Source organism: Thalassovita litoralis (assembly GCF_900182725.1).
Lineage (GTDB): Bacteria > Pseudomonadota > Alphaproteobacteria > Rhodobacterales > Rhodobacteraceae > Thalassobius > Thalassobius litoralis.
In genome coordinates, this window is record NZ_FXTO01000044.1 from 1 (window position 1) to 24,828 (window position 24,828).

At 58.3% G+C, this 24,828-nt stretch carries 23 protein-coding genes and 1 pseudogene; 15 read left to right on the forward strand and 9 right to left on the reverse strand.

Annotation, left to right across the window (positions count from 1 at the left end; all coding sequences use genetic code 11):
* Positions 1-106: 106 nt before the first annotated feature.
* The 15 genes from FN828_RS18815 to FN828_RS18885 all read left to right on the forward strand — a co-directional run bounded on the left by FN828_RS18815 (position 107) and on the right by FN828_RS18885 (position 17,295).
* Positions 107-1,201 (forward strand): TRAP transporter large permease, encoded by a 1,095-nt coding sequence (locus FN828_RS18815; RefSeq protein WP_268987218.1) that lies wholly within the window; start codon positions 107-109, stop codon positions 1,199-1,201.
* Between the two features lie 538 nt (positions 1,202-1,739).
* Positions 1,740-2,522 (forward strand): enoyl-CoA hydratase/isomerase family protein, encoded by a 783-nt coding sequence (locus FN828_RS18820; protein ID WP_071974193.1) that lies wholly within the window; start codon positions 1,740-1,742, stop codon positions 2,520-2,522.
* 13 nt (positions 2,523-2,535) lie between these two features.
* A complete protein-coding gene (locus FN828_RS18825) occupies positions 2,536-3,774 on the forward strand; it encodes a thiolase family protein (RefSeq protein WP_071974194.1) in 1,239 nt (412 codons plus the stop codon).
* A 14-nt stretch (positions 3,775-3,788) separates the two neighbouring features.
* Positions 3,789-4,925: an acyl-CoA dehydrogenase family protein gene (locus tag FN828_RS18830; RefSeq protein WP_218394103.1), complete on the forward strand. Its 1,137-nt coding sequence runs from the start codon at positions 3,789-3,791 to the stop codon at positions 4,923-4,925.
* Between the two features lie 11 nt (positions 4,926-4,936).
* On the forward strand, positions 4,937-5,707 hold the full coding sequence (locus tag FN828_RS18835; protein WP_071974195.1) for an SDR family NAD(P)-dependent oxidoreductase: 771 nt from the start codon (positions 4,937-4,939) through the stop codon (positions 5,705-5,707).
* Positions 5,708-5,716: 9 nt separating this feature from the next.
* Positions 5,717-6,835, forward strand: a complete 1,119-nt coding sequence (locus tag FN828_RS18840; protein ID WP_071974196.1) for a CaiB/BaiF CoA transferase family protein — start codon at positions 5,717-5,719, stop codon at positions 6,833-6,835.
* Positions 6,832-7,713 (forward strand): branched-chain amino acid ABC transporter permease, encoded by an 882-nt coding sequence (locus tag FN828_RS18845; protein ID WP_071974197.1) that lies wholly within the window; start codon positions 6,832-6,834, stop codon positions 7,711-7,713. The genes FN828_RS18840 and FN828_RS18845 overlap by 4 nt, the downstream gene beginning before the upstream one ends.
* Positions 7,714-7,717: 4 nt before the next feature.
* On the forward strand, positions 7,718-8,797 hold the full coding sequence (locus FN828_RS18850) for a branched-chain amino acid ABC transporter permease (RefSeq protein ID WP_071974198.1): 1,080 nt from the start codon (positions 7,718-7,720) through the stop codon (positions 8,795-8,797).
* Positions 8,794-9,561: an ABC transporter ATP-binding protein gene (locus FN828_RS18855; RefSeq protein WP_071974199.1), complete on the forward strand. Its 768-nt coding sequence runs from the start codon at positions 8,794-8,796 to the stop codon at positions 9,559-9,561. The genes FN828_RS18850 and FN828_RS18855 overlap by 4 nt, the downstream gene beginning before the upstream one ends.
* A complete protein-coding gene (locus tag FN828_RS18860) occupies positions 9,524-10,324 on the forward strand; it encodes an ABC transporter ATP-binding protein (RefSeq protein WP_379862613.1) in 801 nt (266 codons plus the stop codon). Before FN828_RS18855 ends, FN828_RS18860 begins: the two co-directional genes overlap by 38 nt.
* Positions 10,315-12,135, forward strand: coding sequence for an AMP-dependent synthetase/ligase (locus tag FN828_RS18865; protein WP_071974201.1), 1,821 nt, complete (start codon positions 10,315-10,317; stop codon positions 12,133-12,135). The genes FN828_RS18860 and FN828_RS18865 overlap by 10 nt, the downstream gene beginning before the upstream one ends.
* Positions 12,136-12,155: 20 nt before the next feature.
* Positions 12,156-13,316, forward strand: a complete 1,161-nt coding sequence (locus FN828_RS18870; RefSeq protein ID WP_071974202.1) for an ABC transporter substrate-binding protein — start codon at positions 12,156-12,158, stop codon at positions 13,314-13,316.
* Between the two features lie 176 nt (positions 13,317-13,492).
* Positions 13,493-14,938: a coniferyl aldehyde dehydrogenase gene (locus FN828_RS18875; protein WP_083545782.1), complete on the forward strand. Its 1,446-nt coding sequence runs from the start codon at positions 13,493-13,495 to the stop codon at positions 14,936-14,938.
* Positions 14,939-14,969: 31 nt separating this feature from the next.
* Entirely contained in the window at positions 14,970-16,577 is a 1,608-nt protein-coding gene (locus FN828_RS18880; protein ID WP_071974203.1) for a GMC family oxidoreductase, read from the forward strand.
* A 100-nt stretch (positions 16,578-16,677) separates the two neighbouring features.
* Positions 16,678-17,295, forward strand: a complete 618-nt coding sequence (locus FN828_RS18885) for a TetR/AcrR family transcriptional regulator (protein WP_071974204.1) — start codon at positions 16,678-16,680, stop codon at positions 17,293-17,295.
* Positions 17,296-17,957: 662 nt separating this feature from the next.
* Here the strand turns inward: FN828_RS18885 and FN828_RS18890 are convergent.
* From FN828_RS18890 to FN828_RS18930, 9 genes and pseudogenes are all read right to left on the reverse strand, one after another.
* A complete protein-coding gene (locus tag FN828_RS18890) occupies positions 17,958-19,037 on the reverse strand; it encodes a type IV secretion system protein (protein WP_071974205.1) in 1,080 nt (359 codons plus the stop codon).
* Positions 19,038-19,043: 6 nt separating this feature from the next.
* Positions 19,044-19,448: a hypothetical protein gene (locus FN828_RS18895; protein ID WP_071974206.1), complete on the reverse strand. Its 405-nt coding sequence runs from the start codon at positions 19,446-19,448 to the stop codon at positions 19,044-19,046.
* Positions 19,445-19,624: a hypothetical protein gene (locus FN828_RS18900; RefSeq protein WP_071974207.1), complete on the reverse strand. Its 180-nt coding sequence runs from the start codon at positions 19,622-19,624 to the stop codon at positions 19,445-19,447. The genes FN828_RS18895 and FN828_RS18900 overlap by 4 nt, the downstream gene beginning before the upstream one ends.
* Positions 19,611-20,609 carry an ATPase, T2SS/T4P/T4SS family gene (locus FN828_RS18905; RefSeq protein WP_071974208.1) on the reverse strand — a complete coding sequence of 333 codons (999 nt, stop codon included), beginning with the start codon at positions 20,607-20,609 and terminating at the stop codon, positions 19,611-19,613. The genes FN828_RS18900 and FN828_RS18905 overlap by 14 nt, the downstream gene beginning before the upstream one ends.
* Before the next feature lie 3 nt (positions 20,610-20,612).
* Positions 20,613-22,004 carry a TrbI/VirB10 family protein gene (locus FN828_RS18910; protein WP_071974209.1) on the reverse strand — a complete coding sequence of 464 codons (1,392 nt, stop codon included), beginning with the start codon at positions 22,002-22,004 and terminating at the stop codon, positions 20,613-20,615.
* A complete protein-coding gene (locus tag FN828_RS18915) occupies positions 22,001-22,702 on the reverse strand; it encodes a TrbG/VirB9 family P-type conjugative transfer protein (protein WP_071974210.1) in 702 nt (233 codons plus the stop codon). Before FN828_RS18915 ends, FN828_RS18910 begins: the two co-directional genes overlap by 4 nt.
* Positions 22,699-23,361 carry a virB8 family protein gene (locus FN828_RS18920; RefSeq protein WP_071974211.1) on the reverse strand — a complete coding sequence of 221 codons (663 nt, stop codon included), beginning with the start codon at positions 23,359-23,361 and terminating at the stop codon, positions 22,699-22,701. The genes FN828_RS18915 and FN828_RS18920 overlap by 4 nt, the downstream gene beginning before the upstream one ends.
* 17 nt (positions 23,362-23,378) lie before the next feature.
* The gene (locus FN828_RS18925; protein ID WP_071974212.1) at positions 23,379-24,206 is read right to left on the reverse strand and encodes a type IV secretion system protein; all 828 of its coding nucleotides are present in this window, start codon (positions 24,204-24,206) and stop codon (positions 23,379-23,381) included.
* A pseudogene (locus tag FN828_RS18930) lies at positions 24,206-24,733 on the reverse strand (lytic transglycosylase domain-containing protein); the annotation flags it as partial. The gene FN828_RS18925 and the pseudogene FN828_RS18930, both read right to left, overlap by 1 nt.
* Positions 24,734-24,828 lie beyond the last annotated feature (95 nt).

Below are 24,828 nucleotides of genomic sequence, written 5' to 3' on the forward strand. Positions count from 1 at the left end.
ACGCAGCGCCCTGTGGATATATTGCAATTAAGGGTACAGAATCTGCCGAAAACGCTTCCAATCCGCAGAATCTGATTAATTAGGGTACAGTGACAACAACGATCTCTTGCTGGCGATCCCGATGTTCCTGATTGCCGGGAACATCATGACACGCGGGTCAATCGCAAAACGTCTGATCCGGGTCACGATGCTGGCCACCGACCCGTTGCCCGGGGGCATGGGGGTGGCGACGGTGCTTTCCTGCGCTCTGTTCGCCGCAATCAGCGGGTCGTCGCCCGTCACTCTGCTGGCTGTTGGCGCAATCCTCTATCCGGCCCTGCGCGAGGCGGGTTATTCGAAACGGTTCTCCCTTGGAGCGATCACCTCGGGGGGAACCCTTGGGATCGTGATCCCGCCTTCAATCCCGCTGATTGTCTATGGGCTTGTCACGGAAAAAAGCGTTGCCGACCTGTTCATTGCGGGCATCGGACCGGGTATCCTGCTGACGGCGGTGCTGGCTGGGTACTCGTTCTGGGTCAATCGGCATCTGCCGTCGAAATCCTTTGATCTGCCGGCCTTTGTGATTGCCTTGAAAGAGGGCATCTGGTCGATGCTTTTGCCGGTGATCCTTCTGGGGGGGATCTATAGCGGATACTTCTCTCCGACCGAGGCGGCGGCTGTGGCGCTGGCTTATGGGCTCCTGGTCGAAGCCTTCATTCACCGCGAACTCAGCTTCGCGGATTTTCGCAAGACCACGCTGGATACGGCCGTGATGCTGGGCATGCTCTTTCCGATCATAGCAGTGGCGCTCAGCCTGAAGTCGGTGCTGACCATCGAACGCGTGCCACACGAGCTGGCTATGTGGATCACTTCGATCACCGAAAGCAAAATCGCCTTCCTGATTGCGGTGAACCTTCTGTTGCTTGTGATCGGGTGTTTCATCGACGTGATCTCGGCCATCCTGATCCTGGCGCCCCTGCTTCTGGTTCCGGCGATGAGCTATGGCATCGACCCGATCCATTTCGGGGTGATGATGGTCATCAACCTGGAAATCGGGTTCCTGACCCCGCCCATCGGGTTGAACCTCTTCGTTGCGACAACGGCCTTCCGCGAGAAGTTCTCGGAAATCTGCCTTTCGGTCTTGCCGTTCATGGCCCTGATCGTGACGGTGTTGATGATGGTTACGTTCATTCCGGGAATTTCGCTTTGGCTGCTTCGTTGAGGCCAAGTGTTTCGAGCGCCACGTAGCGACCAGATTGGCCTGTCTGAACTGTGTGGAGACCGAGTGTCAGCGACTGCTTTCGTCGATCTTCTCTAGATCGTCTTCAACGTCGGCATGGCTTCCTTCTGCAACGGTCAAAGTCGGTGTTGCAGGCTTCTGCAATGGCGACAATGGGGCTCTGAAGAGTGCAGTTCCGCCGAAGTCAGTGATGTCTTCATCGCTGAAAACGCAGGCCACGTGAAATGTGTCGCACGTGTGCCAACATGCAAAGTTGGTTCAGGACGGATTCAGCGGGTCGGGGATATGACCAGTGCCAAGGCTATGCGCCAATAGTTCGCGGTTCGCCCGCGGCACCATCACTAAAAAATCGGTCTTTCGAATCGGAAATCGTCAGGACTCCGAAGATCATTGGAGTCCGTAAAACACCATCGTCTTGTGGTGGAATCATCGTAACTCATTGGTTTTTTGAGGGAAATTTTTCTATTGATTTATATTACCGACTGGTAATTAATAAATAATCAAGACGGGGAGGACAGACGTGGCGTACGAAACAATCGCAGTGAATGAGATCAATGGTGTTGCCACGATCCGGCTGTCGCATGCTGAGCAGATGAATGCGTTGTCGTTCGATGTGATTGATGAGCTCGCTGATGCGCTAAGCTGGGTCGAGGGTAATGACGGGGTGCGATCCCTGGTCATTACTGGAACGGGTTCGGCATTTTGTGCCGGTGCGGATCTGAAAGAAGTACTCGATACCCTCGGGGTGCGCGGAAAACGCGATTTTCTTGATGCGATTGCGCAATTGTTCAAGCGCCTGCGTAATCTGCCGGTGCCCGTGGTTGGTGGGCTGAACGGGATCACGATGGCTGGCGGGTTGGAGCTGGCGATGTGCTGCGATGTGCTGATTGCCGGTGAAAGTGCCAGGATCGGCGACGCGCATTCGAATTTCGGAGTTTTTCCTGGTGCTGGTGGCGCTGCGGTTCTGCCCGAGCGCATCGGGCTGAACAACGCCAAGTATCTGCTCTTTTCTGGCGATGCGCTGCCGGCCCGCCGCCTGATGGAGATGGGTCTTGTGCAGGAAGTTGTCGCTGACGATACGCTGGACGATCGCGTGCAGGAGTTTGCAGAGAAGCTCGCTGCCAAAAGTCCGCTGGTACTGCGGCGGATGAAGTCGGTCGCCAATCAGTCGATGGAAATGTCGCAATCTGGTGCGCTGCAGCTCGAATTGGAAACGCTGCGCAATCATTTTCGGTCGGACGATATCAAGGAGGGCCTCGAGGCCTTCGCTGAAAAACGTAAACCGGTCTTCACCGGTCAATAAGGGAAAGAAATTTATGACCAAGACATATGTCATCGGCGTGGGCATGACCCGGATGGGCAAGCAGGCCGACAGCACTGTGAAATCCCTGACACAAGAGGCGGTTGATGCCGCGCTGAACGATGCAGGTGTTCAAAAGTCTGACCTGCAGGGTGCTTATTTTTCGAACGCCACCCAGAACCACATGGAAGGTCAGTTGATGGTTCCCGGTCAGGTTGCCCTGCGCGCCATGGGCATCGGAGGCATCCCGGTGGTCAACGTCGAGAATGCATGTGCCAGTGCAGCGACGGCGTTTTCATTGGCCAACCAGGCCCTGCGCGCCGGTGACAGCGACATTGTCTTGGCCGTTGGGGCCGAGAAGATGTTTTCGACTGACCGTGAGCGGATGTTCAGCGTCTTTGATGGGGCGTGGGACATTTCCGCAGTCGAGGCAACCAAGGCGCAGCTTCTAGCGCTGGGTGAAGGCGTTGAGGTGCCTGAAGGCAGTACATCGCCTAAACCTTACAGCGTCTTCATGGATGTCTATGCGGCATTCTGCCGGTTGCATATGAAGCATTTTGGTACGACGCAGACGCAGATTGCCGCTGTGGCGGCTAAGAACCACGGCCATTCGGTTCATAACGAAAAAGCGCAATACCGCGACCCTTATACAGTTGAACAGGTGCTGGCCGCTCCGCCGATCACCTATCCTCTGACTCTGCCCATGTGCGCTCCAATCTCGGATGGTGGCGCAGCTGCTGTTCTGGTGAGCGAAGAGGGGCTTAAACGTCTTGGTCTCTCTCGCCATCGAGCGATCGAGGTGAAAGCTTCGATCATCCGTACCGGGAGCGACCGGATGGCTGAAGATTTTACTAATCATATCACCGCCCGCGCGGCCCGCGATGCCTATGAGATTGCAGGTATTTCGCCTTCGGATGTGTCGGTGGCTGAGGTGCATGATGCTACCGCCATGGGCGAAATTATCCAGATTGAGAACCTTGGCCTGGTGGAGTTGGGCGAAGGCGGCCCGGCCTCGGAGCGAGGCGAAACCTGCATTGGGGGCCGCGTGCCCGTTAACCCTTCGGGCGGACTTGAAAGCAAGGGCCATCCGATCGGGGCGACAGGGTTAGGGCAAATTTACGAGTTGGTCAGCCAGTTGCGCGGCGAATGCGGCGCGCGACAGGTCGAAGGCGCCCAAGTGGCCGTGGCCGAGAATGGCGGCGGGCTTGTCGGGTTGGAAGAGGCCGTGGCGGCAATCACCGTGCTGGCACGCTAAGGGAGGGCAAGATTATGTACCGCAAAACAGAAGAACAACAGGCGGCCGTGGACGGGTTGCGCCGGTTTCTTGACGAGAAGCTTGAGCCGGAAATTCGTAAGTACGACGATCAGGTTATCCCGGATGAGAAATTCCGGGAATGGGCCGGGCAGCTTTCCGAGTTCGGGGTGCTGACCGCACCACATCCAGAAGAACATGGCGGTTACGGCATGGATTGGGTGACGCACCTGATGCTGTTCGAAGAGGTGGTCTATTCCTCGCTTGATCTGGCCGTGCCGCTGTTGATCAACGTTGTGGCTGCCGATCTGTTGATCCGCCTTGCGCCGCCGGAATTGTGCGAACGCTATGTGCCGGACCTGCTGTCAGGCAAGAAATTTGCCAGTGTCGGCATTTCGGAACCGGACGTGGGCTCGGACGTGGCCGCAGTGAAAACCAAGGCGGTTCGCGATGGCGATTATTACGTGATCTCGGGAGAGAAGACTTGGATTTCCAGCGGGCGCTTTGCCGACATCTTCATTTGCACCTGCCGCACTGAGGAAGGGCTCAGTCATATCCTGATTGACCGCGAGGAGCATGGGTTCGAGACTCGCGATATCAAGAAAATCGCGCTCAATGGTCAATCCACGGCGCAGGTCTTCCTCAACGATGTGCGGGTGCCGGTCGGTAACATCATTGGTGACGCCGGTCAGGCCTTGCGCCAGACGCTTGTGGTCTTTGAGCGTGCCCGTTGTCACATGGCTGTTTGGGGCTATGCCGTGGGCCGCCGCGCCAATGATGAGGCCATTAAGTATTCTCGGGAACGCAGCCAGCACGGCAAGCTGATCGCTGGGCACCAGCTGATTGCCGACAAGATCGCCACCAATGCCACCAAGATAGACGCTGCCCGCCTGTTGACCCTGCGGGCAGGGGCGATGATCGACGCGGGCGAGCGCTGTGACGCCGAATGCGCCATGGCCAAGTGGTATGGCACCGAAATCGCTATAACCGCCGCGCGTGATGCCTTGCAAATCCATGGCGGCAACGGCGTGACCAAGGACTTCATCATCGAACGCCTGGCTCGAGAATCGCTGATCGGGCCGATCCCGGATGGGACCACGGAAATCCAGAAACTCATTATTGCGCGGTCGCTGACCGGCATCTCGGCATTCTAAAGGATCACATCGTGCAGATTGAGGGAAAGACTATCATAATCACTGGCGGCGCCTCGGGCCTCGGAGCCGAGACTATGCGTTACATGCATGGGCGCGGGGCCAATGTCGTGGCCTGCGACTTGAATGCCGAGGAGGGCATTGCGCTCGTTGCGGAACTGGGTGAGCGGGCCATGTTTGCCAAGCTGGACGTGACCAGCGACGAAGAGGCGGCGGCAGTAATCGCACAAGTGGTTGCGAAATTCGGCACGGTGCACGTCTGCATCAACTGTGCGGGCGTCGCTGCGCCAAGCAAGATCATCGAACGCGATGGCAATGCCACCTCGCTTGATGCTTACCGCCGGACCATTGATATCAATCTTGTCGGCACCTTCAATATGCTGTCGAAATGCGCCGCGCAGATGGCCAAGAACGATCTCGAGAACGGAGAGGAACGCGGCGTTTTGATCAACGTTGCTTCCGGAGCTGCCTATGAGGGGCAGATCGGGCAGGCGGCCTATGCAAGTTCCAAGAACGGTGTCATCGGGCTGAACTTGCCTGCCGCGCGCGAGCTTGGCCGTTACGGCGTACGCGTCAATGCCATCGCGCCGGGACTGTTCGGCACGCCTATGGTCATGTCCTTTGACCAAAAGGTAATCGACAGCCTGATAGAGAGTTGCGAAGCGCCCAAACGGGTCGGGCGAATGGAGGAATTCGCTCATGCCTGCGCCTTCCTGATCGAAAATGCCTATATCAACGGCGAGACCCTGCGCGTGGACGCGGCTACCCGCCTGAAAGCGCGGTGAGGTAGGCGTATGCAACTTCGCAGTGGTCCACTAAAAGGTGTGCGTGTGGTCGAGATGGCCGGGCTTGGACCCGCTCCATTTTCTGCCATGCATCTTGCCGATCTCGGAGCCGAGGTGGTGCGAGTTGCACGCCCAGGGCAGAAGTATCCGTTCCCGATCAAGGAAAAGTTTAACATCTACGACCGCTCGCGCCGATCGGTGGTGCTGGATTTGCAGACAGATGATGGGCAGGCGGCCCTTTGGCAATTGTTGGAGCGGGCCGAAATTCTGATCGAGGGCTTTCGTCCCGGCGTTATGGAAAAGCTAGGATTTGGCCCGGACGAGGTGCTCGGGCGCAGTCCCGCACTGGTCTACGGTCGGATGACTGGCTGGGGACAGACCGGCCCGCTGGCGCAGGCAGCAGGACATGATTTGAATTATGCCGCCCTGTCGGGGGCTATCTGGTCGGTGGGCGATGCAGACGCACCCCCAACGGTACCGCTGAACGTCGTCGGCGATTTGGCCGGTGGGGCAATGATGCTGAGCGTTGGAGTCTTGGCCGCCCTGACACATGCACGTGCGACCGGGCAAGGACAGGTCGTCGACACCGCGATGACCGACGGATCGGCGCTGATGATGGCGATGCAGTATGGGTTCTTGTCCGCCGGTTTCTGGAACGACAATGAACGGGGCTCGAACTTCCTGAATGGAGGTATGGCCTGGTACGGCTGCTATGAAACCTTGGACCGACAGTATGTCGCGCTGGGCTGCCTCGAACCGCAATTCTATGCCGAATTCCTTGAGCGCATGGGCCTCACAAATGATCCGGTGTTCAAAGATCAGTATACCTCTACAACGCAGACTTTGAAAAAGGAACGCTTGACTGAAGTCTTCGCCAGCAAGACCCGCGATGAATGGTGCGCCATATTGGAAGGAACCGATGCCTGTTTTGCCCCGGTTCTCTCGATGTCTGAAGCACCTGATCACCCACAAAACAAGGCGCGCTGCACATTCGTCGATGTTGACGGCGTTATCCAGCCCGCTCCTGCTCCGAGGTTTTCCAGAACCCCAGCTGCGCCCCCGACTGCCGCCGGCGCGCGAGAGATGACCGTTACCGAAATATTGTCCTATTGGAGTGTTGCCTCATGACCGGCCTCAACTTCGCGGATGTCATGCAGCTTGCCATTATTGGCTTGGCGCAGGGCAGTCTTTACAGCCTTATCGCGATCGGCCTTGTGCTGATCTACAAGGCCACAGAACAAATCAACTTTGCCCAAAGCGAGTTCATGATGCTCGGGGCCTTTTTCGGGTTCCAGTTTATCGTGCTCTGGGGAATGCCATTCTGGCTTGGCTTTCTTCTGGCCATCGCCGTGCTAGGGGGCATCGGATATACTTATGACGCGCTGGTGATCCGACGGATGACCGGACAGCCGGTCTTTGTCGTCTTTATCCTGACGCTGGCCACCGGCATCGTGCTGCGCGCGCTGGCGGGGATGTTTTGGGGGTTCGACAGTTTCTCACTGCCCTCGATGATGCCCGGTACAATTGACCTTACGGGTGTGATCATCGGCTGGGATCACGTGATTGCCATCCTGGCTGCAGCGCTCTTGTCACTGGCTCTCTTCCTCTTTTTCCGCTTCTCGCGGGTCGGCATTGCGATGCAGGCATTGTCGCTCAACCAACTGGCTGCCTTTTATATGGGTATGCCGGTCAAGCGGCTGACCTCTTCAATATGGGCTCTAGCCGCAATGTTCGGCGCGCTGGCCGGGCTTCTTCTCGGTCCGATTGCGCTGGTGTCCACGCAGATAGGATTCATCGGATTCAAGGCCTTTGCAGGGGCCATCGTCGGTGGGTTCGGGTCGATCCCAGGCGCAGTGCTTGGCTGCTTGCTTATTGGTTTTGCCGAGCCATTCTTCGACACCGCCTTCCCGACGCTCAAGGGCGTTGGGGCCTATGTGATCATGTTCGCAGTGCTGCTGGTTCGTCCGCAAGGGTTGCTTTCCCAGATGCACCAAAAAAAGGTCTGATCCGATGCGTATTACCTTCCGAAAATCCTATGAACAGGACATCCGACTTTTTCGCGACGGTGCACAGGCTGCTTGGTACCTGGGTTTCCTTGCGGTGGCGCTGCTGATGCCGCTCTTGGTCGATGGCTACTATCTGGACGAACTCAGTTTCGTTTACATTTACGCCATTGCTGGTCTGGGCCTGATGATCCTTACCGGCTTCTCGGGACAAGTCAGTTTCGGCCACGCGGCCTTTGTCGCTATCGGGGCCTATGCCCATACAATCATGATGACACGTTACGGTGTGCCATGGCTCTTGTCAGTGCCCTTGGCCGCGCTGATCTCCGGCATTGCAGGGCTAGCGCTGGGTCGGATCTGCTCCAAGATGCATGGACTTTATCTTGCCATTGCGACCCTGGCCTTTGCGCTCATCATCGAGCGCCTGATCGGGTCAGGAGGGGATTTCACCGGTGGTCACGGCGGTATGCCCGTTCCAGAAATCACCATCTTTGGCGTCGAGCTGTTCGAGAGCTGGCAGAAGTATTTCGTCAATCTCGGAGTGTTCGTAGGTGTGCTCTTGTTGGTGCGAAACCTCACCCGCTCGCGTAGCGGTCGGGCGATGATTGCGATCCGCGATAGCGAAGTTTCGGCTCGGGGTCTTGGTGTCGATATTGCCTTCTTCAAGGCCTATGCCTTCTTCCTTTCTGCCGCACTGGCCGGTCTGGCGGGCACGCTTTTGGCCCATGCCTTTTTCTTTCTCAGCCCGGAGAGTTTCGGAATGGGGGAATCGATCCGGCTCTTGCTGATGATCGTCGTGGGTGGCCTTGGCACCATTCATGGAGCCGTCTTTGGCGCGTTCTTCATCATGCTGCTCCCAACGGTTCTGAGCTGGATAAAGGTGCTGCTGCCCGCGGGCGTAGCTGCGTCCAGCGGGCTTGATAGCCTTGCCTTTGGCCTAATCCTGGTGGTGTTCATGCTGTTCGAACCAGACGGGCTTTATGGTCGTTGGCTCAAGATCCACCACTATTTCAACATCTTCCCGATGTACAAGCGACGCAGCTTCCAGCGTCAGAAAACCTTCCTCAAAACGGAGCGTCTGAGATGAGCTGGCTGGAAGTTGAAAACCTTACCCTAACCTTTGGCGGTTTGAAGGCGGTGGACAACCTGTCCTTTTCGGTCGAGCCGGATACGGTCTATACCATCATTGGTCCGAATGGTGCGGGCAAGAGCACGGTGTTCAACTTGATCTGCCGGATCTACGACCCGGTAGCGGGCGATGTTCGGCTGGGTGGTGAAAGCCTGCTCTCGGCCAAGCCGCACCAGATCGTGCGCCGCGGCATTGCTCGGACCTTCCAAAATATCGAGCTGTTCGAACATGCAACAATGCTCGAAAACCTGCTGATTGGTCGCCACAGCCGGGATGGTTTCAAACCTCTGCGCGAGCTCTTTTTTGCCGGTGGGCAGTTGGAGCAGGAACTGGCGCATCGCCGCAAGGCCGAGGAAGTGATTGAGTTCCTTGATCTTCAGGCACATCGCCACGCTCGCGTGTCTGATCTGCCGTATGGAATCCGCAAAAAGATCGAGATTGCTCGCGCTTTGGTCGCCGGACCCGAGCTGTTGTTGCTGGATGAACCGTCCAGTGGTCTGACCACCGAGGAAACCGCCGACATCGCCTTCTGGATCGAGGATATCAAAGCAGACCTCGGCATTACCGTGGTGATGATCGAGCACGACATGAAGTTGGTGAACAAAGTGTCCGATAAGGTGCTTGCTATCGCCGAGGGGCGGTTTCTGGCGGAAGGCACGGCCGCCGAGGTTCAGGACAATCAGGATGTTCAACACGCCTATCTGGGGACCGGCCATGACTGATCTATTAAAACTGGAAAACGTTGAAACATTCTATGGCAGGGTCATGGCGATCCGCGGGGTAAGCCTGTCCGTGCTTGAGGGCAAAATCGTGTCGATCATGGGCTCAAACGGCGCGGGCAAGACCACGATCCTGAAAACCATCTCGGGCGCCTTGGACCCCTTCAAAGGATCGATCAAGCTCGATGGGAACGAGATTTCCTCGCAAGACCCTGACGTGGTCGCCCGAATGGGCGTGGCCCATGTACCCGAGGGGCGCGAGGTGTTCTCGCTCTTGTCTGTGCGCGACAACCTGATGCTGGGGGCATATTGCCGCCGGGATAGGGGAGCGGTGCAACAGGATTTCGAAAAGGTGCTGGGTTGGTTCCCGGACCTGCGCAGCTTTATCGACAAACAGGCGGCCTATCTGTCCGGCGGCCAGCAGCAGATGCTGGCGCTTGGCCGCGCCTTCATGCAGAAGCCACGCCTTATGCTGCTGGACGAACCTTCCCTCGGCCTCTCCCCGCGTCTGATCGGCGAGATTTTCGACATCATCAAACACATCAATCGCGAGGAAGGCGTGACTATGCTTTTGGTAGAACAGAACGCCGCCGTGGCGCTGGAAACCTGCGACTTCGGCTACGTGATGGAGACCGGGCGCATCGTCATGGAAGGCGACCGCGATCGCCTATTGGCCAGCGAAAACATCCAAGAGTTCTACCTCGGCGTGAAGGACGAAGGCGTGCGCGAAGAACGTCGCTGGAAAGGGAAAAAGACATGGCGCTAGAAACTGTGAACTGGAACCCGCCCACCGTTTTAATCGACGGCTGCGACACCTTCGCCAAGCTGTTTCGCCAGAATTGCCTCGCGCGAGGCAATACCATTGCCATGCGCGAAAAAGAGCTTGGTATCTGGCGAGCCTATAGCTGGGCAGATTATTACGACCGCGCCCGGCAGGTTGGAGTGGCGCTCTTGTCCCTGGGGATGAAAACCGGCGATGTCGCCGCGATCATCAGTGAAGACAACAAGGAATGGGTGTTCACCGACCTGGGAACTCAGGGTATTCGGTGCGTCTGTCACGGACTTTACCCGACATTGCAGTCACGCCAGATGGCGTTTCAACTCAACGATAGCCAGGCCAAGGTTCTGTTTGTCGAGGATGAGGAGCAGCTTGATAAGTTCCTCGAACAAGAAACAAAGCTGCCCTACCTGAAACATGTGGTGGTCTACGACATGGAAGGGTTACGCCGTTTTTCGCACCCCAAGGTCATGTCATGGGAGGCATTTCTGGCGCTGGGCGATGAGGACCGTGCCAGGTTGGAGGTCGAATGGGACAAGCGCATCGACGCGGGTCTGCCCGAAGATCTCGCGATCCTGATCTATACCTCGGGCACCACCGGCAACCCCAAGGGGGCACAGGTGTCGAACCGATATATCTTGTCACAGGCCGACAATTCGCCGGACCTGCCCTTTGGTCCGGGGGACGAGTTCCTGACCTTTCTACCGTTATGCCATGCGGCGGAGCGGATTATCTCGGTGGCGATCCCGATCCGCTATGGTTCGGTCATTAACTTTGCCGAAAGCGGCGAGACTTTTGCAAAGGATATTCAAGAGGTTGCTCCCACGGCCATCTTCGCCGTGCCACGCGTATGGGAGAAGTTTTATTCCCGCATCAATTTCATCATGCAGGAAGGCACGCCTTTGGGTCGAAAGGCCTATAACTTGGCACTGCGCTTGAATGAAAAGGTGCAGGCTGGCGGTGGCTCTTTCCTCACGCGAATGGCGGCAAAACTCACAGACTATGCCGTGCTGCGCAATATCCGCATTGAACTGGGTATCAACCGGACCCACACCATCCTGTCCGGCGCGGCGCCGATCTCACCCAACCTATTGAATTGGTTCCAGACGCTTGGGGTCAGCGTGCAAGAAGCTTACGGCCAGACCGAGACCGGGATCATCACCGCTACGGTGCCAGGACAATCCCCCATCGGATCGGTTGGGCGAGCCTTCCGCGGCGTGGAGTTAAAAATCGCTGAGGATGGTGAAATACTTGTCCGCGCGCGCAGCAACTTCTCGGGCTATCACAACGCGCCTGAAAAAACCGATGAAACCGTTCTTGATGGCTGGGTCTATACCGGTGACATCGGCAAGCTGGATCAGAATGGCGATCTGTTCATTCTTGACCGGAAAAAGGACATCATCATCACAGCGGGCGGTAAGAACATCACGCCGTCATTGATGGAAAACGAGCTAAAATTCTCGCCGTATATCTCCGACGCTGTTGTCATAGGAGACAAGCGCAAGTTCCTGACAGCGCTGATCATGATCGACCAGGAAAATGTCGAGAAATACGCCCAGGAACAGCGCATCCCCTTTAGCGATTACAAATCGCTATGCCGCAACCCGGCTATCGAAGAACTGATCGATAAGGAAATCGCATCCGTCAACAAAGGCTTTGCGTCCGTCGAACAGGTTAAGAAATTTCGCCTGATAGACATCCTTCTGACAGCAGATGACGAGGAACTGACACCAACCATGAAGCTCAAGAGAAAGGTCGTGGAGGAGAAGTACGGCGATCTGATCGCGAGCATGTACTGAATCAACCAACGGAGGAGAACATGAAACAACTTATCGCAGCATTGAGTGCCGCTGCCCTTCTGGGCACACCGGCACTGGCGGAAACCCAAGGGGTGAGCGCCGACAGTATCAAACTGGGATCGTATACCGACCTTTCCGGGCCACTGGCCGTTTGGGGCGTGCCCAGTGCCAATGGTATGCGCATGCGTATCGATGAAGCCAACGCAGCGGGCGGTGTGCATGGCCGCAAGATCGAGATTGTCATCGAGGACATGCAATACCAAGTGCCGCGCGCGGTGCAGGCAGCAAACAAGCTGATCCGCCGGGACAAGGTTTTTGCAATCATCGGTGCCCTTGGCACTCCGCAAAACCTTGCCGTGATGCCAACTCAGTTCAACGCCGGGGTGCCAAACATGTACCCATTGACCGCCTCAAAGGTCATGACCGATCCGGTGAACCCAATGGTCTATAGCTTTTTCCGCAGCTATTATGAGCAGTTCAGGGCTGCGGCCGCCTATTTCTACGAAAATGGCGGTTATTCCACGCCTTGCGTTGCGCAAATCGCCAATGAAGCGGGCGAGGAGATGACCCACGGGGTCGAGGATCAACTGGCCGAATATGGGATGAAGATCGTCGCCAAAACGGAACATTCCGCCACCGAGACCGACCTGACCTCGTCGGTGACCACACTGAAGAACGCAGGCTGTGACATCGTCTTCCTGTCCACCTCGGTGCGGGACACGATCATCACCGTGGCCACCGCCAAGAAACTGGGCTTCGAGCCCATCTTCGTGACCGGAATGGTGCCCTACATGGATGCCGTGGCTGGGGCTGCCGGTGGCGCTATGCAGAACCTGTACCTTGTCGCGCCCTTCGTCTATGAGTCCGCCGCTAATGCCGAAGGTGAAGCCAAGCGGATTCTCAAAGCCTATGAAGCCACTCACGGCAAGGCAATGGAACCGCAGGCGCAGCTTGGCTACATCTTTGCCGATCTGACAATTAAGGCGCTGCAAGAGGCAGGCAAAGACCTGACCACCGAAAACTTCCTTGCGGCCACCGAGGCGATAGAAGGCTATGTAGACCCGATCGGCGGTCAACCGGTCAGCTTCTCGGCCGATGACCACCAGGGCTCGGATACCTTTATCATGGCCAAGGTCAACAACAGCGCCTGGGAAGTTGTGGCGCGCGGGCTCGACTACTGATCCCACTCCCTTTCGGGGGCCTCTGCCAATCGGTGTGAGGCCCCCGGCATCAAGCCTGTAACAGTTCGATTTGCAGCGACAACGCGCGCGCGACCCACGGCCCAACCCGCTAGCCGGTTCTCCAGGCTTGCCCAGATGCCCCTGCCGGTCGGCCTTTCGGACAGAAAGGAAACACAATGAATTCGCATGCGACACCCATCGTCCCGGATACGTCCATCGACGATCTCAAGGCGCTTTTTGCCCGCCAGAAGGCGGCGTCGAACGCCAACCCTTACCCGTCCTATCAGGAACGGCGCGGCAATATCGAAAAGCTGCTGACCCTGACGGAAAAACATAAGCACGACATCTGCGAGGCCATCGACAAGGATTTCGGCAACCGTTCGGTGCGCGAAACCACACTGGCCGATCTCATGCTCGTCATCTCGGGGGCCAAACACGCCCGCCGGCACCTGCGCCGCTGGATGCGCACGCGCCGGGTGGGCACCACCCTGCATTCGCTGCCCGCCACAAGCAAGATCATGCCACAACCCCTGGGCGTGATCGGCAATATCGCCCCGTGGAACTATCCTTATGCCATCGCGCTTTTGCCTGCCGTGCACGCGCTGGCCGCGGGCAACCGGATGATGATCAAGCCCAGCGAGGTGACGGTGCACACGACCGAGCTTCTGGGCAACCTCGTGTCGGACAATTTCGACGAGGACCTGTTGGCCATCGTCACCGGCGGGCCGGACCTGGGCAACGCCTTCGCCGAACTGCCGTTCGATCATTTGATCTTTACCGGCTCCACCGCCGTGGGCCGCAAGATTGCCCAGGCGGCGGCGCCGAACCTGACGCCGATCACGCTGGAACTGGGCGGCAAATGCCCGGCGATCATCGACCACAGCTATGATCCGTCCAAGGCGGTCAACTCGATCCTGCGTGGCAAGGTGCTGAACTGTGGCCAGACCTGTATCGGGGTGGATTACATCTTTGTCCCGACCGAGAAGCTCGACGGGTTTGTCGAGGACATGAAGAAGGGCTTTACCAAGTTCTTCCCCAAGCTCGAAGGCAACGAGGACTACACCACCATTGTCTCGGACCGCCATTACGACCGCCTGCGCAATCTGGTGACAGACGCGCGTGACAAGGGGGCAAAGGTGGTCACGGTCAACCCGGATGGCGGCGAAGGCAGCACCAACAACCGTGTCCTGCCGCTCAACATGGTGATCAACCCGACCGAGGACATGACGGTCATGCAGGAAGAGGTGTTTGGCCCGGTCCTGTCGATCAAGACCTATGACAGGCTGGACGAGGTCACGAATTACATCAACAGCCATGACCGCCCGCTGGCGCTCTATTGGTTCGGCCATGACCGCGCCAAGGAAAAATACATGCTGCAAAACACCTGGGCCGGGGGGATGTGCGTCAACGAAACCCTGTTCCACGTGTTCCAGGAAAAGCTGCCCTTTGGCGGCATCGGGGCCAGCGGCATGGGCACCCACACCGGCAAGGCCGGGTTTGACAGTTTCAGCGCCCACAAGCCGGTCTTCCGGCAGGCGCGGCTGAATTCGGCCGACCTGCTCAACCCGCCTTACGGCAAGCTGACTGACACGCTCTTGGCGGTGATGAAGAAAATCGTCTGACACAGACACATAGATAACAGGGAGAGTAACAATGGCAGATTATGTCGTCATCGGCGGAGGATCCTCGGGAGGGGTTGTCGCCGCCCGTCTATCCGAAGACCCCAACACCACCGTCACGCTTTTGGAAGCGGGCGGTCCGGGGAACTCCAAATTCGTCTCGATCCCCGGCATGTTCGCCGGGCTGATCCAGGACTACAAGATCAACAAGTTGAACTGGCGCTTCCGCACCGCGCCGCAGAAGAAGCTGAACAATCGCTCGCTCTATCACCCGCGCGGCAAGATGCTGGGCGGCTCGTCGGGCATGAACGGCATGGTCTATATCCGGGGCGAGTCCGGCGACTATGACCGCTGGTCCGAACTGGGCAACGAAGGTTGGAGCTACGACGAGGTGCTGCCCTATTTCCGCAAGGCCGAGAACAATGAACGCGGCGCGGATGATTATCACGGCGATAGCGGACCGCTACATGTGAGCAACGGCGACGAGTCCTTTGATTTCTATTCGGCCTTCCTCGCCTCGGGGGAAAAGCTGGACTACCCCAAGACCGCCGATTTCAACGGCGCCAACCGCGAAGGGCTGGGCATCTACCAGTTCACCACCAAGAACGGCGAACGCGCCTCGGTCAAGTTCTGCTATCTCGATCCGATCATGGATCGCAAGAACCTGGATATTCAGGTCAAGGCCACGGTGCGCCGCATCGTCATGGAAGACGGCCGCGCGGTGGCGGTCGAATACGACCAGGACGGCCAGACCAAGCGGGTCGAGGTGGGCAAGGAGGTCATCGTCAGCGGCGGGGCCTTCGGCTCGCCGCAAATCCTGATGCTCTCGGGCATCGGGCCGCGCGACGAGCTGGAAAAGCACGGCATCACGGTGCAGCACGAATTGCCCGGCGTGGGTGAAAACCTGCATGATCATCCGGATGTGATGTTCGTGTTCAAGTCGAAGAAACGCACCGGTATTTCGCTGGGCCCGCTGGGCACGCTCAAGAACCTTGCCGCGTTTTACCAGTATTTCACCAAGCGCAAGGGCTGGCTCGCCAATCCGCCCACGGCGGCGGGTGGCTTCCTGCGGTCTGAGCCGGGCAAGAACAACCCGGATTTCCAGCTTCACATGGTGCCGCTGCCCTATCGCAACCACGCCCATGACTACATGTCGATGATCAAGTGGGGCTTTACCATGATCGTCAATATCGGCCATCCGCGCAGCCGGGGGCGTTTGACGCTGAAGGACGCCAATCCGGGGTCCGAACCCAATATCGACCTGAACCTTCTGGATCATGTCGATGACCTCAAGGACATGCGCAACGCCTTCAAGGTGACCCAGGAAATCCTTCACGGCCCGCCGCTCAAGGATAAGATCGCCAAGCCGCTATACCCCAAGCGTTACCTCGACACCGATGCCGAGATTGACGACTTCCTGCGCGCCGAGGTCAACCACGCCTACCACCCGGTCGGCACCTGCAAGATGGGCCGCGATGACATGGCCGTGGTCGATGCCCGGCTCAAGGTTCGGGGGCTGGCCAATGTGCGGGTGGCGGACGCCTCGATCATGCCCGAGATCATCAACGGCAACACCAACGCCACCTGTATCATGATCGGTGAAAAAGCCGCCGACATGATCAAGCAGGACGCAGCCGCCTGACAAACCTCGCCCCCGGGAAACCACCATTCCCGGGGGCGGCTTTTCGATCCCGCGTAATTCATATATATGCCTGCGCCAACAAGCACGAAGCGAGGACGCCGTGAACGAGATCAGCTGGGGCCGCAAGACCAAGGATTCCAAGCGTCAGCAGAAGCTGAAACGCCGGGTTTTGCTCGACACTGCGGCACATGAGTTTACCACCAAGGGCTATTCCGAAACCTCTATCAATGATCTGGCCGACCTGCTCGATGTCTCGAAACCCGCGCTGTATTATTACGTGAAGAACAAGGAAGATATCCTGCTGCAGTGTGTCGAAATCTCGCTTGAACTGATCATGGACATATTCGAGCGGGTCAACGACCTCGCCCTTTCGGGGATTGAAAGGGTGCGTGCCTATTTCCAGAATTACGCCACGATTTGCACCGGCGATTACGGCTATGCCCTGATCCGCGAAGGCAACAAGCATCTGGGCCCCGAGAACAAGGCCAAGATGCGCAAGATCATGGAAAAGGGACAGGAAGCGGTAGAAGGATTGATCGACGCTGGTGTGAAGGAAGGCTCGATCGCGCCCTGCGAAGCCAAATATGTCGCCTATGTTTTGTTCTCGACCTTCAATCAGATGGCATTCTGGTATTCGCCTGAGGGCGACAAGAGCGAAGCTGAGATTGCAGATCAATTGTTGAAAATCGTGTTCTCGGGCATTGAGCCCAGGAAATAATAAATTTTGCCTTCATCTTTCGGGAAACAGCTTTACCGATATTGATACCGGGATCGTTGAGCTGAAGGAGTGTTCCATGCATTTCTCGAAAAGGACGCCGTCGTACCGGCGAAATACAACCCTCCAACTGCCGAGTTTCGAATAGGGATCGTCACGTTCGGCTAATAGAGCTGAATTCGTCACGAAGTTAGCCAGATCTCGGATGAGAAGATAGCTGCTGTTCGTGGTTTGCGCTAGGAAATCGGGAACGTCCTGCGTCTTTCCAGTCACCACGGTTTGTAACAAAAATCAGCTTGTAAAAAGCATTTCACAACAGGGTTTGGCGTCCGTTTCGGGCAAACACACTGTGCCGCCGTAAAGTGCTTGTTGCGGGAGGTCTGTTTTTGCGCAGGCACAAACCTATAGACAAATGGCGGCTCCGTCCCACTTTACGATGATCGGTCCCGGTTATGGCGAAAGGGCGGTTTGAAATTCGCACCGTAGATTGGCTTGTAGTAACCGCTTTGGCGAAATTGGCTACAACGCGGCGATGGATGTGCCGCACCTGCAAGGGAATGCTGCGTCAGCGAACTCCCGGATGGGCAACGGCGGTAAAGTTCGCATCGTGCAAATTCACGTGCGGAGCAGCGAATGTCGGCGCGCCGACTGAGCCCAGACATTGACTATCGACGCCCCAGCCGTCCGAGCCTTGCGAGTTGCGCCAGCATCTGGGTACCAGTGTCGGAGGAGGTGTTGGAAGGGGGTGGAGTCGGACCTCCAGCAGAGTTCGGACGCGCCGGCAGCGATTGAACTCCCAAGAATTGTCTTGCCCTTAGCGCCGCATACTCTGCACCCGTCGCGCCGCCAATGGCATATCGGTTGTAGACCTGCTGGCTCCCGGCAAGCCCACGGGCGAAGGCGTAGCTCCCGCCAAATCCGGCTGAAAGCGCCGGCATCATGATGTTGCCGGAGACGGATCGGACGATAAAAGGTGTCGCGATGATGAAGCCTTTGGCCATGAGCACCATCATGAAGAACGGGATGAGCGCCCCTATGTTTGAAGCGCCCTCGGGATCGCCGAGTTCTGCGAGTAGGGCCCTTGAAACCCCGGTGATCGTTGCGAAGACACCCGCCACGATGATCGGGTACATTGCGAAGGAGATGAGTGCCGATAGCCAGCGTGCGAAATAGTCCTTGGTCACCTCGAAGAGGGTAAGGAAGATCATGACGGGCGCGATCCCAATCAGGAGCGCGACCATCAACCGTGACGCGACGACGATAAATGCAGCCAAGCCGCCGAGGATTGAAAGTAGCAGGACCCCGAGCGTGTCCAAGAGTGCTCCCGCCATCCAATTCAGTTCGGACCCTGCGGCATTGAGATAGTCGCCAAGTGCCGCGATGAGGTCATCGAATTCTTCGGCGAAGGTTCCTGAAGGCCCCGGAGCGCCGCCACCGACGGAGGCGACCAGCGATCCCGCGATACTGTCGATACCGCTCAGAATGGCTGAAGCGAGCCCATTGAACTGAACCCAATTCGTAGCAAACACACCTATCAAGGCGAGTTTCACGGCCAACCAGAAGGCAGTGCGCCCATCCATGGCGCGGTACTGATAGATCATATTGATGCAGACCAGGATGACCACAAGCGTCGTTCCGACAACCAGCAATGTGCCAACTGTCGCGGCCACTGCGCCGAATTGTGTCTCTGCGGCCGTGTCAAGATAGCCTTCAGCTGTTTCTACGAAGTAGGTGACGACGCTCATGAACGGTTACCAGTTGCCTTCGGCTTCACAAATCGGCATTGCCTCACGCCGAAGTTCGTTTGCCCGCTTGCGGTATTCCGATGTTGCCTCGACGACATCCCAATACTCTGAAGCCGCGTAGCGCTCGAAGAAGACGCCTTCGACCGCCTCCCAGGGCGGATAGCGTGTGGCGCATTCGCAGCTCTGCGCATCAACAATGCGTTGCATGCTTTCTGCCCGGTAGATTTGCTGAACCAGGAGACGCTTGTAGGACTCCCGCATTTCGATGTTTTGCATCCACTCCGGCTCGAGGGGCTGTTCCGAGCAAACATCGGGTTGGTTGTCGAGCGTAGGGATCAGGTTGCGCTCGGCCGTTCCGGGTGTCGCGTAACAAAGCCCCAGCAAACATGCAACGGTGATGACCTTCCTCATTTCGACGTCTCGGTGATCTCGCGTTTCACGAAGGTCGTGTAGCCGTAGTCACCCGCCTCAGCCGTGATGACCTCCCAGCCTTCCGCACCTCGTTCGTTCAGGATGCGGCGCATCTCGCCAAAGTCCTTCTGTTTCCTCACTTCGAAGAACAGGATGTCGTATTCAAACTGCTTCATTGATGGTGCCTCCGCTTGTGTTGGTCCCGGGGAGATAGAATTCGGTGATGCCGCGTGCGCCATCTTCGCGACCAGCCTGAATGATCACGTCGATCGAGCTTTCGATGTATTGGACCATGTCCTGGTAGGTCATTGGGATCTCGGTCTTGAGCGCGGCAATGGCCAGGCGCTGCACGGCGAGTTGCGGCGTCTCGGCATGAAGCGTGGTCATCGAGCCGCCGTGACCGGTGTTGATGGCCTCGAGGAAGGTCATGGCCTCCTTGCCGCGCACCTCGCCGAGGATGATCCGGTCGGGCCGCATGCGAAGGGTTGCCGTCAGAAGCACATCGGCGGTCTGGAACTCCGCATCGCGATTGGCGATCAGGGTGACCGCATTTGGTTGGGAGGGCAGAAGTTCGGCGGCCTCCTCGATGGTAACGATCCGCTCCTCGTCGCCAACATGGGACAGGATCTTGCGCGCGGCGACGGTCTTGCCGGTTGAGGTGCCACCGGAGACGATCATGTTGAGCTTGTTGTCGACGCAGAATTTCAGCGCATCGTTGATGTCTTCCGCGGTCACCACTTCCCGTAGAGCGCGGTTCTTCTCCTGTCGCAACTCTTCGAGCTTGCGCTCCTCGCCGTAGAGGAACTTCAGTTCAATCCGATCCAGCGGCAGGCTCGAGAAGAAGCGCAGCGAGATTGACATGCCCGAAAGCACGGCGGGTGGCGTCACCACCTGGGCGCGGATGGGCCGGTCGCGATAGGTGATCGAGACCGAGACGATGGGTTTGTCCTTGCTCATGGTCGTGCTGGCAGAGGACGCGATCTGGTTGCCGAGGTCTTTGACTTCTGTGGCGGAAAGGCGTTGGTCCAACACTCGCATGAAATGGTCGCCTTGGAATTCTCCCCAGCAGGTGCCGTCGGGATTGATGCAAATCTCGATCACATCATCGCGGGCGGCATCCCGCAGCTTGTCGAGCGAGGCCTGGAGATAGGAGAGCGTCATGGGTCAGAAGATCTCCAGATCACGATCTACCATGACGGTGACGCGCGCACCCTGATCGATATGGATGACCGGGCCGATGGAGAGGTATTCGCCGATCACGGAATCGGTGGCATCAGCCAGATCATCGCCAACGTCCTCGAGCACTTCGGCTGTGGTTTCATTTTCGACCTGGGCTGCGGCAGCGCTTGGGGCTGCGGAGATGATCGAGATGAGCGCGGCCGAGCCGAAGCGTTGGGCAAAGCGTGTGTCGACAAATCCGGTCACGCCGGACCGGCCCAATTCATCGCCCCCGAAAGCACTGATCTGGATGGATTGATTGTCAGGCAGGATAATTCGGTCCCAGGCGATGGTGACGCGGCGCTGCGATATCTCGATGCCGGACCGGTAACGGCCGATGAGACGCGAGCCGCGCGGGATCAGCAGCCGCGTGCCATCAAAGCTGAAGACATCTTCGGAGATGATGGCACGGGTTTGGCCGGGCAGGGAGCTGTCGAGGGCGGTTTCCATCACGGCCTGGATCATCGTGCCCTGGATGACGGTGTTCGAGGGGTTGGCGATCACCTCGGCCTGGGTCACGGTGCTGGGCAGTGCACCATTCTGCACGAAATCCGTCACTTCGCCAAAGCTGCGCTCGGAAAGTGCCGTCTCGCCGGTATTGGCACCGCCAGTTCCTCCAAATGCAATAACCGGCGAAGCAATCCGACGTTCCTGGAAGGCACGTTCCTCATCCGCGCGGCGCTGCAGTTCCGCCATGCGCCGAGCTTCTTCTTCGCGGGCTAAACGCTCCGCCTCCCGGGCACGAAGCTCATCCTCAGAGGGGCCCAGCGGGGCAGGGGTTGGTTTGCTGGCCTCGAGTCGAGCCAGTTCCAGGTCCGTACGCAACTGCTGCATCGCCCGGTCGCGGGCGGCAAGCTCCTCTCGGAATTGTTCCTGTGCTCCCTCTGACGCCGCCTGCAAGGCCGCGATCTGCGCGGTCAGCGCATCGATGGCATCTGCGGCAGCCGTGTCTTCCTCGACCACGGGTTCCGGCGCGGTCTTCAGTTCCTCGATCTGGGTCTGGAGGGCTTTGATCTGGGCAAGCAGCTCGGCATTGGGTTCGACCGGGTCGGGCGTAACCACGACAATTTCCGGTTCGGGGGCAGGGGGTGGGACAAAGGGTTCGATCTCGCCAAAGCCATCCCCTTCGGATTGGAACTCGTCTGGCGTCGCCGTTGGCAGGGCGATCTCTTCCTCGGGCGTTGACACGAGGTAGAGCAGCGCACCACCGGCGAGGATCAATCCAACAATGAGGAGTGCGAGCAGTGGCGATCGACGCCTCTGAACGGGCCCATGACGTGGGTTGCCCTGTTCCAAGGCGGCGAGGCGCTGTTCAAGATCGGCGTTATTGTCGCTCATGAGCCCGCTCCCGAGGGTGTCGTCGCTTCGATGCAAACCACTTCCTCGCCGAGCCGCAGCACCCATTGGCGGCTCACGCCGGAGACTCGGATGGCGCCATCTTCCACGACGGCGGTGTTCACCGTGCGCTCACGGCCGTTCGCATAGCGGAAGATGCCGGGCACCGGTGCGTTTCGCGGGAAGGCAAAATAGGTGAAGGTCCCGTCATCCCAGATCCGCGTCGGGGTGAACTCGGAACGCGCACTGGCGCCGTAATTGTAGTTCGGCGCCGCACGTGCGATCGCACCCGCCGCCCGGCGGTTGTCCTGAGGGTAGCGGAACTGGACCACGTAGAAGGTCGGGCTCGAGGCCTCATTCACGTTGAAATAGTAGCTGCGGCGATTGGTGTAGACCGTGACGTTGGTGTGCACACCGCGGGCCAGCGGCTTGATGGCGAAGGCCCGCCCGCCCGGCACGCCGTCGATCTCGAAGCCTTCCGTATCGCCAGCGATGATCGACCGGATGCTTTCACCCTCGCCAAACTCGATGGTGGTGACATGGGTCAACGAAACGCTGAGCCGGTAGACCTGTCCCTCCTGGTAGGTTGCGATCCGCACGCGCCGGTCCTTTGGGCCGCCGCGCGGAATAGCTTCGGCTAAGGCAAGAGTGGGGACAAGAACCGCCAGTACTAGAATGAAACTCAAGGGGCGCAAATTCAGTTCTCCAATCTGTCCGAGCGGATCGAATACTCGATGACGGTAAATCCAAAGGGGTTGGTCCAGACCTCATCGATGGTGCGGCGGGTCTCGGGGCGGAACTCGAAGAGCATCGTCGCCGTGAACAGCCCAGCCTGAACGCCATTGATGGAGGTCAGGCGTTTGCGCAACCGAACGCTCGCCCGGTTGTTGCCGATCCGATTGATGCTGAGGATCTCGACCTCAAGCCTTGCGTTCGGTCCATAGACGGTCGGCGGGTATTGCGCGTTCGCCGAGTTCCAGATTTGGCGCAAAGAGGCCTGCGCGGCTCCGTCCGAGCGTCGCAGCACGCTTCTGATGCGCACATCATTGTCGAGCTGGTTATAGACCTCACGATCGGTCACATAGCGGAAGACCTCCGCCTCGATGATGGCCTGGTTTTCCGTGACGGTGGTGGCGCCAACTGAGGCCTCGGGCAGAGCAAAGCCGGTGTTGGGATCGTAGGGCACGACGACGGGTGGCGGATCCACATCGAGGATCGCAACCGCGGCAGCACCGAGGCAGCCAAGGATGCCGAAGATCAGCCCCAGGAGTCCGAGGCGTTGCCAGAGCCGTTCCCGGCGCAGGGCGCCGTAGACCAGTTCTTCTTCGATGATGGCCGTTTCTTCGTCCAAACTCGTCATCCTTTTGACGTTTCGAATTAGTCCGCACGTAGGGTGGGGAGGGTGAACTCCATGAAGCGCTGCTCCTCGGCGATGGTGGCGGCGTCGATCACACCGCCGGTGCCATCGCCCACCGTCTGCACCGCTTCAAGCTGCCACATGGCCACAAGCGCGATGGCCAGCTCTGCCGTGACGCGGGTGTTGAGATCGACGCTTTCCTTGAGCTCATCCATGTCGTCGATGAGGCCCACGAGCCGATCAACGCGCTCGAGTGATTGCCCGGCATCGTCGTAGCTGTTCTGGGCCGCGGCCGAGACCAGGGCGCCGGTGGTCGCCTGCGTCGCGATACGGTTGGCGCTTGCATTGCCGCTGGTGGCCATCTCGCGGAGCGTATCATCATCGAAGCCGAGATCGGCCAGCACCCGGTCCATCTGGGTTTCGATCTTGCTGGCCCCGGAGCCTGTGAGCCTGGAGAAGTCGCCGGTCTTGATTGCTTCGATGGTTGCGATGATGTCCCCGAACTCCCGATCAAGGAGACCGTTCAGCTCCTCTTCCATCTGAGTTCGGATAATCTCGGGTAGCTCGGCGAGGCGTGTCAGCGCCTCATAGGTGCGTTGCAGCTCCGCGAGTTGATCCCTGAGTGTGGCCAGCTGTTCGCGAAGTTGCGTGAGCTGCTCGTTCTGCAGGATTTCATCTTCGATCATCTGCCGAAGCTGCTGGATATTCTGGGTGATGTTCTGGGTGTCGACGACCGGCACACCCTGGGCCTGGCCCGGAGTGCTGGTGAAGAAACAGCTGCCAATCGCGATGGTGCTGACAAGTGACGCACTGCGCAGAAACTGCGGGAAACGACGTGACCAAAACATCAATCCAAATCCTCCAATGTGAATTCCATGTAATTGCCCTCGGCCATGTGGGCGGCGGCTTGGGCGAGCTGGGCCGCGGTGAGGGGCTGTGTGCGCGCTGCCTTCAGTCGAATGCGCGCAGCTATCAGACGGACCAGCTCTGAGCGGGCATAGGTGTTGAGCGCCATGCTCTCCTGAACATCCGACGTGCTGCCGACGCGGGTGACGATGTCCTGGATGCGCAGCGCGGCTTGCTGGATCGCGGCGGGCGCGTTGTTGCCATAGAAGGCGGCGCCATGGCCGGTGAGCGAGAGATTGGCATTGGCCAGGAGGGCAGGGTCGATCGTACCAAGCGCTTCGATCCCGCCGATCCGCGCCAGGTAGAGGTTGTAGCGCTCCGGGATGACCGTGACGTAGTGCCGGGTTTCCTTGAAGGGCGGCACACCACCGTATTCGATCACGCGACCCGGGCCGGCGTTATAGGCCGCAAGCGCGTTGATGATGTTGCCATCAAAGGTGTTGAGCTGTGCCGCGAGATAGCGCGCTCCTGTCACTGTACCCTCATTAATCAGAATTGCCTTTAAAATTATCGTTTGTTTTCAGCGGCACGATGTACCCTTAATTTTCATATTGTACCGTTAAT

Excerpts from the sequence above, each read along its gene's own strand:
- FN828_RS18825 (WP_071974194.1), top strand. The coding sequence starts at position 2,536 with ATGACCAAGACATATGTCATCGGCGTGGGCATGACCCGGATGGGCAAG.
- FN828_RS18830 (WP_218394103.1), top strand. The coding sequence starts at position 3,789 with ATGTACCGCAAAACAGAAGAACAACAGGCGGCCGTGGACGGGTTGCGC.
- FN828_RS18840 (WP_071974196.1), top strand. The coding sequence starts at position 5,717 with ATGCAACTTCGCAGTGGTCCACTAAAAGGTGTGCGTGTGGTCGAGATG.
- FN828_RS18845 (WP_071974197.1), top strand. The coding sequence starts at position 6,832 with ATGACCGGCCTCAACTTCGCGGATGTCATGCAGCTTGCCATTATTGGC.
- FN828_RS18850 (WP_071974198.1), top strand. The coding sequence starts at position 7,718 with ATGCGTATTACCTTCCGAAAATCCTATGAACAGGACATCCGACTTTTT.
- FN828_RS18855 (WP_071974199.1), top strand. The coding sequence starts at position 8,794 with ATGAGCTGGCTGGAAGTTGAAAACCTTACCCTAACCTTTGGCGGTTTG.
- FN828_RS18860 (WP_379862613.1), top strand. The coding sequence starts at position 9,524 with ATGTTCAACACGCCTATCTGGGGACCGGCCATGACTGATCTATTAAAA.
- FN828_RS18865 (WP_071974201.1), top strand. The coding sequence starts at position 10,315 with ATGGCGCTAGAAACTGTGAACTGGAACCCGCCCACCGTTTTAATCGAC.
- FN828_RS18870 (WP_071974202.1), top strand. The coding sequence starts at position 12,156 with ATGAAACAACTTATCGCAGCATTGAGTGCCGCTGCCCTTCTGGGCACA.
- FN828_RS18875 (WP_083545782.1), top strand. The coding sequence starts at position 13,493 with ATGAATTCGCATGCGACACCCATCGTCCCGGATACGTCCATCGACGAT.
- FN828_RS18880 (WP_071974203.1), top strand. The coding sequence starts at position 14,970 with ATGGCAGATTATGTCGTCATCGGCGGAGGATCCTCGGGAGGGGTTGTC.
- FN828_RS18890 (WP_071974205.1), bottom strand. The coding sequence starts at position 19,037 with ATGAGCGTCGTCACCTACTTCGTAGAAACAGCTGAAGGCTATCTTGAC.
- FN828_RS18895 (WP_071974206.1), bottom strand. The coding sequence starts at position 19,448 with ATGAGGAAGGTCATCACCGTTGCATGTTTGCTGGGGCTTTGTTACGCG.
- FN828_RS18900 (WP_071974207.1), bottom strand. The coding sequence starts at position 19,624 with ATGAAGCAGTTTGAATACGACATCCTGTTCTTCGAAGTGAGGAAACAG.
- FN828_RS18905 (WP_071974208.1), bottom strand. The coding sequence starts at position 20,609 with ATGACGCTCTCCTATCTCCAGGCCTCGCTCGACAAGCTGCGGGATGCC.
- FN828_RS18910 (WP_071974209.1), bottom strand. The coding sequence starts at position 22,004 with ATGAGCGACAATAACGCCGATCTTGAACAGCGCCTCGCCGCCTTGGAA.
- FN828_RS18920 (WP_071974211.1), bottom strand. The coding sequence starts at position 23,361 with ATGACGAGTTTGGACGAAGAAACGGCCATCATCGAAGAAGAACTGGTC.
- FN828_RS18925 (WP_071974212.1), bottom strand. The coding sequence starts at position 24,206 with ATGTTTTGGTCACGTCGTTTCCCGCAGTTTCTGCGCAGTGCGTCACTT.